The organism is Kitasatospora sp. NPDC023118, from assembly GCF_055560875.1.
Genome location: NZ_JBVHHW010000030.1, coordinates 73,393 through 84,757 on the forward strand (window position 1 = coordinate 73,393; position 11,365 = coordinate 84,757).

The 11,365-nt window shown below is 72.2% G+C and carries 9 protein-coding genes; 3 read left to right on the forward strand and 6 right to left on the reverse strand.

From position 1 onward, the window contains the following. Positions 1-121: 121 nt before the first annotated feature. The 4 genes from glpK to mmuM all read right to left on the reverse strand — a co-directional run bounded on the left by glpK (position 122) and on the right by mmuM (position 4,675). Positions 122-1,642 carry a glycerol kinase GlpK gene (gene glpK / locus ACZ3UD_RS30660; RefSeq protein WP_465594870.1) on the reverse strand — a complete coding sequence of 507 codons (1,521 nt, stop codon included), beginning with the start codon at positions 1,640-1,642 and terminating at the stop codon, positions 122-124. 121 nt (positions 1,643-1,763) lie between these two features. Next, on the reverse strand, positions 1,764-2,471 hold the full coding sequence (locus ACZ3UD_RS30665; protein ID WP_465594873.1) for an MIP/aquaporin family protein: 708 nt from the start codon (positions 2,469-2,471) through the stop codon (positions 1,764-1,766). Positions 2,472-2,771: 300 nt separating this feature from the next. Then, the gene (locus ACZ3UD_RS30670) at positions 2,772-3,536 is read right to left on the reverse strand and encodes an IclR family transcriptional regulator (RefSeq protein WP_465594876.1); all 765 of its coding nucleotides are present in this window, start codon (positions 3,534-3,536) and stop codon (positions 2,772-2,774) included. Positions 3,537-3,700: 164 nt separating this feature from the next. Further along, positions 3,701-4,675, reverse strand: coding sequence for a homocysteine S-methyltransferase (mmuM, locus tag ACZ3UD_RS30675; RefSeq protein WP_465594879.1), 975 nt, complete (start codon positions 4,673-4,675; stop codon positions 3,701-3,703). Between the two features lie 162 nt (positions 4,676-4,837). Between mmuM and ACZ3UD_RS30680 the strand changes: the two genes are divergently transcribed. From ACZ3UD_RS30680 to ACZ3UD_RS30690, 3 genes are all read left to right on the forward strand, one after another. Then, entirely contained in the window at positions 4,838-5,770 is a 933-nt protein-coding gene (locus ACZ3UD_RS30680) for an NUDIX hydrolase (protein WP_465594881.1), read from the forward strand. 50 nt (positions 5,771-5,820) lie between these two features. Continuing rightward, positions 5,821-6,369, forward strand: a complete 549-nt coding sequence (locus tag ACZ3UD_RS30685) for an NUDIX domain-containing protein (protein WP_465594883.1) — start codon at positions 5,821-5,823, stop codon at positions 6,367-6,369. Positions 6,370-6,498: 129 nt separating this feature from the next. Further along, positions 6,499-8,562 carry an acetoacetate--CoA ligase gene (locus tag ACZ3UD_RS30690; RefSeq protein WP_465594885.1) on the forward strand — a complete coding sequence of 688 codons (2,064 nt, stop codon included), beginning with the start codon at positions 6,499-6,501 and terminating at the stop codon, positions 8,560-8,562. Between the two features lie 115 nt (positions 8,563-8,677). On the opposite strand, the gene ptsP is transcribed toward ACZ3UD_RS30690, so the two are convergent. After that, positions 8,678-10,348 carry a phosphoenolpyruvate--protein phosphotransferase gene (gene ptsP / locus ACZ3UD_RS30695; protein ID WP_465594888.1) on the reverse strand — a complete coding sequence of 557 codons (1,671 nt, stop codon included), beginning with the start codon at positions 10,346-10,348 and terminating at the stop codon, positions 8,678-8,680. A 103-nt stretch (positions 10,349-10,451) separates the two neighbouring features. Beyond that, a complete protein-coding gene (locus tag ACZ3UD_RS30700; RefSeq protein WP_465594891.1) occupies positions 10,452-10,901 on the reverse strand; it encodes a PTS sugar transporter subunit IIA in 450 nt (149 codons plus the stop codon). Between the last annotated feature and the right edge of the window lie 464 nt (positions 10,902-11,365).

Sequence of the window (11,365 nt, forward strand, 5' to 3'; positions counted from 1 at the left end):
GGTGCGGCCCCTGCGGGAGAGGCCGGTCGGCCCGGTGCGGCGGGCCGGTGAAACACGGTGATACCCGTTGCCGGAACAGCGGGCGGCCGGTCGGGGCTCGGGGCCCCGACCGGCTCGTCGGTCAGTTGTTCTCTTCCTCCTCCACCCAGCCCATGGTGCGCTCCACGGCCTTGAGCCACTTCTTGTACTCACGCTCCCGGGTGGCCTCGTCCATGCGCGGGGTCCACTCGGCGGCGCGGTGCCAGTTGGCCCGCAGGGTGTCGAGGTCGTTCCAGAAGCCGACGGCGAGACCGGCCGCGTAGGCGGCGCCGAGGGCGGTGGTCTCGGCCACGTACGGGCGCTCGACCGGGGCGTCCAGGACGTCGGCGATGTTCTGCATGAGCAGGTTGTTGCTGGTCATGCCGCCGTCGACCTTGAGGGCGGTGAGCTCGACCCCGGAGTCCTTCTGCATGGCGTCGACGACCTCGCGGGTCTGCCAGGCGGTGGCCTCCAGGACGGCCCGGGCCAGGTGGCCCTTGGTGACGTACCGGGTCAGACCGGCGATCACACCGCGGGCGTCGGAGCGCCAGTACGGGGCGAACAGACCGGAGAAGGCCGGGACGAAGTAGGCGCCGCCGTTGTCCTCGACCGTGTTGGCGAGGGTCTCGATCTCGGCGGCGGTGGAGATGATGCCGAGCTGGTCACGCAGCCACTGGACGAGCGAGCCGGTGACGGCGATCGAACCCTCCAGCGCGTACACCGGGGCCTGGTCGCCGATCCGGTAGCCGACCGTGGTCAGCAGGCCGTGGTATGAGTTGACGATCTTCTCGCCGGTGTTCAGCAGCAGGAAGGTGCCGGTGCCGTAGGTCGACTTGGCCTCGCCCTCGTCGAAGCAGGTCTGGCCGAACAGCGCGGCCTGCTGGTCGCCGAGCGCGGAGGCGACCGGGACGCCGGCCAGGTCGCCGACGGCCTCGCCGTACACCTCGGCGGAGGAGCGGATCTCCGGCAGGACGGCCATCGGCACGCCCATCGACTCTGCGATGCTCTCGTCCCAGGCCAGCGTCTTCAGGTTCATGAGCATGGTGCGGCTGGCGTTGGTCACGTCGGTGACGTGCTTGCCGCCGTTGACACCGCCGGTGAGGTTCCAGATCACCCAGGTGTCCATGGTGCCGAACAGGATGTCGCCGGCCTCGGCGCGCTCGCGCAGGCCCTCGACGTTGTCCAGCAGCCAGCGGATCTTCGGCCCGGCGAAGTAGCTGGCCAGCGGGAGGCCGGTCTCGCGGCGGAAGCGGTCCTGGCCCACGTTGCGGCCCAGCTCGCGGCAGAGCGCCTCGGTGCGGGTGTCCTGCCACACCAGCGCGTTGTGCACCGGCTCACCGGTGTGCTTGTCCCACAGGACGGTGGTCTCGCGCTGGTTGGTGATGCCGATGGCGCGGATGTCGTCCTTGGTCAGGCCGGCCTTCTCCAGCGCACCGCGGACGACCGACTGCACCCGGGTCCAGATCTCGGCGGCGTCGTGCTCGACGTAGCCGGGCTGGGGGAAGATCTGCCGGTGCTCCTGCTGGTCGACGGCGACGATGCGGCCGTCGGCGCCGAAGATGATGCAGCGGCTGGAGGTGGTGCCCTGGTCGATCGCGGCGATGTAGTTGCCAGTGGAGGTCATGTGGAGGGTCCTCGGCTCAAGTTCGGGGGGTTACGGGGTGGGTGGGTCTGACGCGGCCGTTTCGGATGCCCGGTCAGTCCCCGTGTTCGGCGGGTTCGACTCTGCCCTTGGCTGGGGGCCTTTAGAAGAGGGCGTTGTACACGCCGCCGGCCGCCAGGCCGCCAAGGATCGGGCCGACGATCGGGACCCAGGCGTAGGACCAGTCGGAGCCGCCCTTGTTCGGGATCGGCAGCAGCGAGTGCACGATGCGCGGGCCGAGGTCACGGGCCGGGTTGATGGCGTAGCCGGTCGGGCCACCGAGGGAGAGGCCGATGCTGACCACGACGATCGCGACGACCGCGGTGCCGCCGGCGCCGAGCTTCGGGCTGAGGGTGAGGATCGCCATGCAGAGCACGAAGGTGCCGATGACCTCGGTGATCACGTTCTGGATCGGGTTCCGGATCTCGGGCCCGGTCGAGAAGATGCCGAGGGTGGGCTCCTCGTTGGCCTTGAACTGGCCGAGGTAGGTGAGCCAGACCAGCACGGCGCCGATCATCGCGCCGAGCATCTGGGAGCCGATGTAGAGCGGCACCTGGCTCCAGTCGCCGCTCTTGACCGCGAGCGCGATGGTGACGGCGGGGTTGAGGTGGGCGCCGGACTTCGCGCCGGTCATGTAGGCCGCGACGAGAACCGCGAAGCCCCAGCCGAAGGTGATCGCCAGCCAGCCGGCGTTGAGGGCCTTCGACTTCCTGAGGGTCACGGCGGCGCAGACGCCACCGCCGAGGAGTATCAGGGCGGCGGTGCCGAGGGTTTCGCCGACGAAGACGTCGCCGTTGGAGAACGCGGACACAAAGACTCCCTTGTCATGGCCCGGAGGTGCGGGTGGGGGCAGGCGGCCGGTCGATCCCTGTGCGGGTGAGCGCGCTGTGGGAGTGATCTTCCCGGCCATCGTTCGACAATGTCGACCGTCATGCGGAAGCTTCCTCCCCAGGTCGGCCCCACGTCAAGGCAGGGTTACGCAGCTGTGACCCTTCCCTCGGCGGGTTCCTCGAAGTTACCCAGCGGAGTGCCCGGAATCGGGACAAAACGCCAAGGCGCGGACAGGCCTACCGCCCGTCCGCGCCTCAGCGTGACGATTCGACCGCGGTACTCAGAAGCGCCCGGCGCCCAGATCGCGCGAGATCGCGCGCGCCGCGCTACGCACCGAGGCGACCAGCGAGGGCTTCACGAAACCGTCCTCGCAGACCCGTTCCACCGGCCCGTTGACGCACACCGCGCCCACCGGGTTGCGGCGCCGGTCCTGGATCAGCGCGCCGATCGAGGCCACGCCCTCCCAGGTCTCCTCGATCGAGTCCGCCCAGCCGCGCTCGCGGATCAGCGCGCACTCGGCGTCCAGGTCGGTCGCCTCGGTCAGCGTCCGCAGCGTGTACGGCTCGTACGGCCCGTCGCCCAACTCCCCACGCGCGACCGGGTCGTAGGCCACCAGCACCTTGCCGAGCGCGGTGCTGTGCAGCGGCTGCATCGAACCGACCTCCAGCACTTGCCGGGTGTCGTCGGGCCGGAACACGTGGTGCACGATCAGCACCCCCTGCTGGTGCAGCACCCCCAGATACACGGTCTCCCCGGCCGCCCGGGCCAGGTCGTCCGCCCACACCAGCGCCCGCGCCCGCAGCTCGTGCACGTCCAGGTAGCTCTGGCCGAGCCGCAGCAGCTCGGCGCCCAGCTGGTACTTGCCGCTCTCCGGGTCCTGCTCGACGAACCCCTCCTGCTGGAGCGTGCGCAGGATGCCGTGCGCGGTGCCCTTGGCGAGGTCCAGCGCCGTCGCGACCTCGGACAGGCCCAGCCGACGCTCACCGCCCGCCAGCAGGCGCATGATCGCGGCGGCCCGGGATAGCGACTGGATCGGGCCGGGCATGGGTACCTCCGCGCTGACAGGCGGTCGACAATGTCGACCGCAGTGATGACGGGACGAGTCTGCCAGGCCGCCGTCCGTCCGTGCACCTTCCCCCTCGGTAACCCGTACTCGGCCGGCTGTTAACCTTCCGAGCCCTTCGGTCGACTCCTAGCCCTCCACACCGCTCATGCGCCCCGCGCGCGCCTCTGATCGATTCGCTCGCTCCGCTCGCTCATGAGCCCCCGCCGCACCGCCACCTCGGCCGCCAGCGCGGCGATCCCGTCCGGCCCGACCCGGCAGCAGCCGCCGACCAGCCGCGCACCGTCCGCCAGCCAGCCGCCCACCCGGGCCGAGCGGAAGGTCGGCTCCCCGCGCCAGCCCCGATGGTCGGCGTCCCACTCCTCCCCGCTGTTCGGATAGACCACCACCGGCTTACCGGTCACCTCGGCGGCCAGCGCCACCGCGCGGTCCGCGTCCTGCGGCGTGCAGCAGTTGACGCCCACCGCCACCACCTCGTCCACCTCCGCGGCCAGCGCGAAGGCCTCCTCAAGCGGCTGCCCGGCCCGGGTCCGGTCGCCCGCCACGCTGTACGACAGCCAGGCCGGCACCTCCAGCCCGCGCACCAGCGCCAGCAGCGCCCGCGCCTCCTCCGTGTCCGGCACCGTCTCCAGCGCCAGCACGTCCGGCCGGGCCGCGGCCAGCACCTCCAGCCGCGGCCGGTGGAAGGCCATCAGCTCCGCCGCGCTCAGCCCGTACCGCCCCCGGTACTCCGAACCGTCCGCCAGCACCGCCCCGTAGGGACCCACCGAGGCCGCCACCCAGCGCCGCCGCCCGCCCGGCTCGGCCCGCGCCGCCTCCCGGGCCAGCTCCACACTGCTCGCCAGCAGCCGTGCCGCGTCCGTGTGCCCCACCCCGCGCCGGGCGAAGCCCTCGAAGCTCGCCTGGTAGCTCGCCGTGATCGCGACGTCGGCCCCGGCCGCGAAGTACGCCTGGTGTGCCGCCACCACCGCCTCCGGGGCGTCCGCGAGCAGCCGCGCAGACCACAGCTCGTCCGACAGGTCGTGCCCGGCCGCCGCCAACTGGTTCGACATCCCGCCGTCCAGGACCAGGGGACCGGCCGCCAGCGCCGCGGCGAAGTCCGGCGGGGGAGCAATGGGCATCTGGGCCTCCTCGGGAGCGGTCCTTCCTGGTCACAGCCTAGAAGCCGGACGCCCCCGCCGACCGGTAAAACCATTTGCCGCCGGGGAAGGCAGTCGTTACGTTGTGCTCAGACCGAGAACGACGGCACCAGGTGCCCTGGAGAGCGCGGAGAGGAGCCCGCGATGGCAGCCGACGAACCGTCCGCCCGGCCCGGCGCCGGGCCCGCGGCCGAGCAGGAGTGGCTCGCCGCGTACGACCCGCGCGCCTACGCCCCCATCGCCGTCACCGTCGACGTCGTCGCCCTGACGCTGCGCCGGGGCAACCTGCACGTGCTGCTGGTCGAACGCGGCGCCCCGCCCTATCAGGGCTGCTGGGCACTGCCCGGCGGCTTCCTGCGCGCGGGGGAGGAAGGCCTGGACGAAGCCGCGGCCCGCGAGCTCGCCGAGGAGACGGGCCTGCAGGGCGTCTCCGAGGTCGAGGCCCGGCTCTGCCGCCTGCACCTGGAACAGCTCGGCACCTACGGCGCCCCCGAGCGGGATCCGCGCATGCACGTCGTCTCCGTCGCCTACCTCGCCTTCGCCCCCGACCTGCCCGACCCCCAGGCCGGGACGGACGCCGCGGCCGCCGCCTGGCACCCGGTCGCCGACCTCGACCTGGGCCCGTGGTCCTGCGGCTCCACTCCAGCCACCGGTGTGCCCGTCGACACCCACGGGGGTGGCGTCGACGGGCACACCGGCCCCCGCCCGATCACCCTCGCCTTCGACCACGCCCGCATCCTCACCGACGGTCTCGACCGGGTCCGCGCCAAGTTCGAGTACAGCCCGCTCGCCACCGCCTTCCTGCCGTACGACTTCACCATCCCCGACCTGCGCGCCGTTTACGAGGCCGTCTGGGACGAGAAGCTCCACGCCGGCAACTTCCACCGCAAGGTGCTCTCCGTGCCCGGCTTCGTCGAGAGCACCGGCGCCACCACCGAACGCGGCGGTGCCCGCGGCGGCCCCCGCGCCCGCACCTACCACGCCGGCGACGCCCGACTGCTCCACCCCGCCCTGCTCCGCCCCACCCGCGAAGAGCCGCCGAGCGACGCCGCCCCGGGCGGCGGCCGGGCCCATTGACCACCCCGACCCCGGGGAACGCCGTTGACGAACAGGGCTACGATCCGGCCATGACCACTGACGAAGCGACCCAGACCGTCCACCGGCCCTTCTCCCACTGTCACTTCTGCGGGACCCCCTACCCGCCCGGCACCGACGCCTGGCCCCGCACCTGCCCCGGCTGCGCCGAGATCAGCTACCGCAACCCGCTGCCCGTCGCGGTCGCCGTCCTCCCCGTCACCCGCCCCGACGCCGACCCCGCGCTGGTCGTCATCCGCCGCACCATCGAACCCGGCTACGGTCAACTCGCCTTCCCTGGTGGCTACATGGACTACGGCGAGAGCTGGCAGCAGGCCTGCGTGCGTGAACTGGGCGAGGAGACCGGCATTTCGGCCGACCCGGCCGAGGTCAGGCTGATCCACATGGCCTCCGACCCCAACGGCCGCTTCGTCATGCTCTGCGGACTCCTCCCCGCCCGCCCGCTCAGCGACCTCCCGCCCTCGCGCCCCACCGACGAGACCGACGGCTGGCTGCTCGCCACCGCCGACACCCCGCTCGTCTGGGACTTCCACAACGGCATCCTCCGCCGCTGGTTCGACGGCGAGTTCACCCAGAGCTAGGCGTCCGGGCCGCCACCGGCCAACCCTGGCGCGGCGGGCGATCACATGGCATGGTCTGCACCGACAGCCCAACCGGACGGGTTGGCCACGAGCTCTCCCGTCCCCACCACCGGCCGGGAGACCACCACCGTGAGCACCCCACCGCAGGACCAGCCGCTCTGGCGCCCGAACCCCGCTCGCGCCGCCGCCACCAGCCTGGTGGCCTTCCAGGCCTGGGCCGCCGAACACCACGGCGCCCCGGCCGCCCCGCTCGCGCCGGCCGACGACGACCAGCAGGCCGCCCAGCGCTACGCCGACCTGCACGCCTGGTCCACCGCCGATCTCGACCGCTTCTGGACCGCCGTCACCCAGTGGTTCGACGTCCGCTTCACCCAGGCCCCCGAGGCGGTCCTCGCCGACCCCCGGATGCCCGACGCCGTCCTCGCCGACGCAACCCGCACCGGCTCGCAGTGGTTCCCCGGCGCCCGCCTCAACTACGCCGAGCACGTCCTGCGCCACGCCGAGGACCCGGCCAACGCCGACCAGCCCGCCATCCTCCACCTCGACGAGACCGACGAGCACCCGGTCCCGATCAGCTGGGCCGAACTGCGCCGCCAGGTCCTCGCCCTCGCCGCCGCCCTGCGCGCCCAGGGCATCGGCCCGCACTCCCGCGTCGCCGCCTACCTGCCCAACATCCCGCAGGCCGTCGTCGCCCTCCTCGCCACCAACGCCGTCGGCGCCGTATGGACCTCCTGCGCCCCTGATTTCGGCGCCCGCAGCGTGCTTGACCGCTTCCAGCAGCTCGACCCCGACGTCCTGATCGCCGTCGACGGCTACCACTACGGCGGCAAGGCCCACGACCGCACCGACGTCGTCGCCGAGCTGCGCCGCGAACTGCCCTCGCTGCGAACCGTCGTCCACGTCCCGCTGCTCGGCGGCCCGGCCCCCGAGGGCGCCCTCGACTGGTCCGACCTCGTCTCCGGCCCGGTCCAAGGGCCGGACGGCGAACCGGAGTTCGCGCAGCTCCCGTTCGACCACCCGCTCTGGGTGCTCTACTCCTCCGGCACCACCGGCCTGCCCAAGCCCATCGTGCAGAGCCAGGGCGGCATCCTCGTCGAGCACCTCAAGCAGGTCGGCCTCCACCTCGGCCTCGGCCCCCAGGACCGCTTCTTCTGGTACACCTCGACCGGCTGGATGATGTGGAACTTCCTCGTGGCCGGCCTCCTGGTCGGGTCCACGATCGTCACCTACGACGGCAGCCCCGGCCACCCCGACACCGGCGCCCTGTGGTCCGTCGCCGCCCGCACCGGTGCCACCGTCCTCGGCACCTCCGCCGCCTACATCGTCGCCAGCCGCAAGGCCGACCTCCACCCCGGCCGCGACCTCGACCTGTCCGCCGTCCGCTGCATCGGCACCACCGGCTCGCCGCTCCCGCCGGACGGCTTCCGCTGGATCTACGACGAGGTCAGCGAGGACGTCTGGCTCGCCTCCGTCAGCGGCGGCACCGACGTCTGCTCCTGCTTCGTCGGCGGCGTCCCCACCCTCCCCGTCTACCTCGGCGAGATCCAGGCCCCTTGCCTCGGCGCCGCCGTCGAGTCCTGGGACGTCCAGGGCCGGCCGCTCATCGACGCCGTCGGCGAACTCGTCGTCACCAAGCCCCTCCCGTCCATGCCCACCGGCTTCTGGAACGACCCCGAGGGAACGCGCTTCCACGACAGCTACTTCGACATGTACCCCGGTGTCTGGCGCCACGGCGACTGGATCACCGTCACCTCCCGCGGCACCGTCGTCATCCACGGCCGCTCCGACTCCACCCTCAACCGCCAGGGCGTCCGGATGGGCTCCTCGGACATCTACGAGGTGGTCGAGCGCCTCCCCGAGATCGCCGAATCCCTGGTCATCGGCCTGGAGGAGCCCAACGGCGGTTACTGGATGCCGCTGTTCGTGGTGCTCGCCCCCGGCGCCGAACTGGACGACGCGCTGATCGGCCGCATCCGCACCTCGCTGCGCACCGAACTCTCCCCGCGCCACGTCCCCGACGAGGTCATCGCCGTCCGCGGCCTCCCGCACACCCTCACCGGCAAGCGCATCGAGGTCCCGGTCAAGCGCATCCTCTCCGGCACCCCGCTGGAGAAGGCCGTCAACCCCGGCTCCGTCGACAACATCGACCACCTGCGCTTCTTCGAACAGCTCCGGGCCGACCGCCAGGCCTGACCGGCCCCCGCGACCGGCCCGAGGAACGCCGAAGGGGCGCTCCCCACCGAAGTGGTGGGGAGCGCCCCTTCCCGCATCCGTCCTCTCACCCGCCGGGGAGCTACTCGCCGGGGAGCTACTCGCCGGAGAGCACCTGCTGCACCGCGGCCCGCGCCTCCTCGGCGCTGTCCGCCGCCCGCGCGGCCTCAGCGGCCCGACGGCACTGCGCCAGGGTGTACTTGGCCAGCGTGGTCCGCACGTACGGGATCGAGGCCGCACCCATGGAGAGGCTGGTGACGCCCAGGCCGGTGAGCACCACGGCGAGCAGCGGGTCCGACGCCGCCTCACCGCAGACGCCGCAGCTCTTGCCCGTCGCCTGCGCGGCCGCGGCGGCCGAGGCGATCAGGTCCAGCAGCGCCGGCTGCCACGGGTCCTGCAGCCGGGCCAGCGCACCGACCTGGCGGTCCGCCGCGAAGGCGTACTGCGCGAGGTCGTTGGTGCCCAGCGACAGGAACTCGACCTCCTGCAGGATGGACCGGGCGCGCAGCGCGGCCGACGGGATCTCCACCATCGCACCGAACTTGGCGGCCAGCCCGGCCTCGCGACAAGCGGCCGCGAAGTCCTTGGCGTCCTTGCGGTCGGCCACCATCGGGGCCATCACCTCAAGGTGCACCGGCAGGCCCTCGGCCGCCTTCGCCAGCGCCTGCAGTTGGGTGCGCAGCACCTCCGGGTGCTCGAGGAGCGTCCGCAGACCGCGCACACCCAGCGCCGGGTTCGGCTCGTCGGCCGGGGTCAGGAAGTCCAGCGGCTTGTCCGCGCCCGCGTCGAGCACCCGGACCACGACCCGGCCCTCCGGGAAGGCCTCCAGCACCTTGCGGTACGCCTCGACCTGCTTCTCCTCGCTGGGAGCCTTCGCCGAGTCGTCCAGGAACAGGAACTCGGTACGGAACAGACCGACGCCCTCGGCACCGTTCTCCAGCGCCGCCGGCACGTCCGTCGGGCCGCCCACGTTGGCCAGCAGCGGTACCCGGTGCCCGTCCGAGGTCTGCCCCGGACCGGAGGAGGCAGCCAGCGCGGCCTTGCGTTCGGCGGCGATCGCCCGCAGCTCGTCCTGCTTCTCCTGTGACGGGTCGAGCAGCACGTCGCCCGAGCTGCCGTCCACCGCGACGACGGTGCCCTCGGCGACATCCGTCGCCCCCGGCAGCGCGACCACGGCCGGCACGCCCATCGCCCGCGCCAGGATGGCGCTGTGGCTGGTCGGCCCGCCCTCCTCGGTCACGAAGCCGAGCACCAGCGTCGGGTCCAGCAGCGCGGTGTCGGCCGGCGCCAGGTCCCGCGCGAACAGCACGTAAGGCTCGTCGCTGTCCGGCACACCCGGCATCGGCACACCCAGCAGCCGGGCCACGATGCGGTTGCGCACGTCGTCGAGGTCGGCGACCCGACCGGCCAGGTACTCCCCGGCGGAGGCGAGCAGCGCACGGTAGGCGGCGAAGGCGTCGTACACGCCGCGCTCGGCGCTGCTGCCGACGGCGATCCGGCGGGACACGTCGGCCATCAGCTCCGGGTCCTGCGCCATCAGCGCCTGGGCCTCAAGTACGGCCTGCGCCTCGCCGCCCGCCAGGTTGCCGCGGGCGATCAGGTCCGCGGCGACCGCCTCGACGGCGGCCTGGGCGCGCGCCTGCTCGCGCGGGGCGTCCTCGGTCGGGATCTGGGTGGTCGGGGGCTCCAGGACCGCCGTGCCCATGTGCCGCACCTGGCCGACCGCGACCCCGTGGCTGACACCCACGCCGCGCAGTGTCTTCTGCATGTACCTGATTCTCCGCTGAGAGGAGCGGCCCCGCCGGGAGCCGCTGAAGGCCGAGTCGCCCCGTCAACTCCTGCGGGGCGGGTGTGTGTCGGTGATTGAGAGATCAGCTCCAGCTGAACAGCTTGTCGCCGGCCTGGGCCTCGCCGGACTCGCGCACGTCGCCGAGCGAGTCGAGGGAGGCCTCCAGCGCCACGATCGGCGAGACCGGCGACTTGCCCGCAGCTTCGACGGCGGCCGGGTCCCAGCGGATGACGGCCTGACCGCGCACCACCGTGTCGCCCTTGTTGACGAGCAGCTCGAATCCCTCGCCGTTCAGCTGTACGGTGTCGATCCCCAGGTGGGTCAGCACACCATGGCCGTCGGCGTCCACGACGACGAAGGCGTGCGGGTGCATGGAGACGACGACGCCGTCCACCGGAGCGACCGCCTCGGTGGGCTCGCGAACCGGGTCGATCGCGGTGCCCGGGCCGACCATCGCACCCGAGAACACCGGGTCCGGCACGCCGGCGAGCCCGACGACCTTGCCGGTCAGCGGCGACGTCACAGTGGTCATGGTGGTGCCTCCCAAGTGCGCAATACATCGAGCGGCCGCGCGATGCGGCACACGATCAACTGAAGCCTAAATCATGTCAACTTCGGACATCTGCTGACATTCACGGGCGAAGACCCGTGCCCGCCCGCCTACCGGCCGGCGTCTCATCGACTCGCGACTGGTCTAGTCCTCTTGGCCGATGCGCCGCACTCTACAGGCATCTTGGCGAATCAGGACCATTGCTGTATATGCTCGCGAGAGCAACAAATCATGCCTCCGTCCGGGCGACCTCCCGGCGCGCCCCGATTCGCGCTCCGACTGTCGACCCGCTATGGTTGGTCGAGTCGCCGCAACACGGCGGTTAACACCAGATTTCAGATGGAAAAAGCCCCGGTAAACGGAGCGGAAAACGTCTGATAAGCTGGAAACACGAAAGAACGAAGCGCCCGGAGGGCCCGCTGGAAGGCGGTCCGAAGGAAGCGTCC

Excerpts from the sequence above, each read along its gene's own strand:
- glpK (WP_465594870.1), bottom strand. The coding sequence starts at position 1,642 with ATGACCTCCACTGGCAACTACATCGCCGCGATCGACCAGGGCACCACC.
- ACZ3UD_RS30670 (WP_465594876.1), bottom strand. The coding sequence starts at position 3,536 with ATGCCCGGCCCGATCCAGTCGCTATCCCGGGCCGCCGCGATCATGCGC.
- mmuM (WP_465594879.1), bottom strand. The coding sequence starts at position 4,675 with ATGCCCATTGCTCCCCCGCCGGACTTCGCCGCGGCGCTGGCGGCCGGT.
- ACZ3UD_RS30680 (WP_465594881.1), top strand. The coding sequence starts at position 4,838 with ATGGCAGCCGACGAACCGTCCGCCCGGCCCGGCGCCGGGCCCGCGGCC.
- ACZ3UD_RS30685 (WP_465594883.1), top strand. The coding sequence starts at position 5,821 with ATGACCACTGACGAAGCGACCCAGACCGTCCACCGGCCCTTCTCCCAC.
- ptsP (WP_465594888.1), bottom strand. The coding sequence starts at position 10,348 with ATGCAGAAGACACTGCGCGGCGTGGGTGTCAGCCACGGGGTCGCGGTC.
- ACZ3UD_RS30700 (WP_465594891.1), bottom strand. The coding sequence starts at position 10,901 with ATGACCACTGTGACGTCGCCGCTGACCGGCAAGGTCGTCGGGCTCGCC.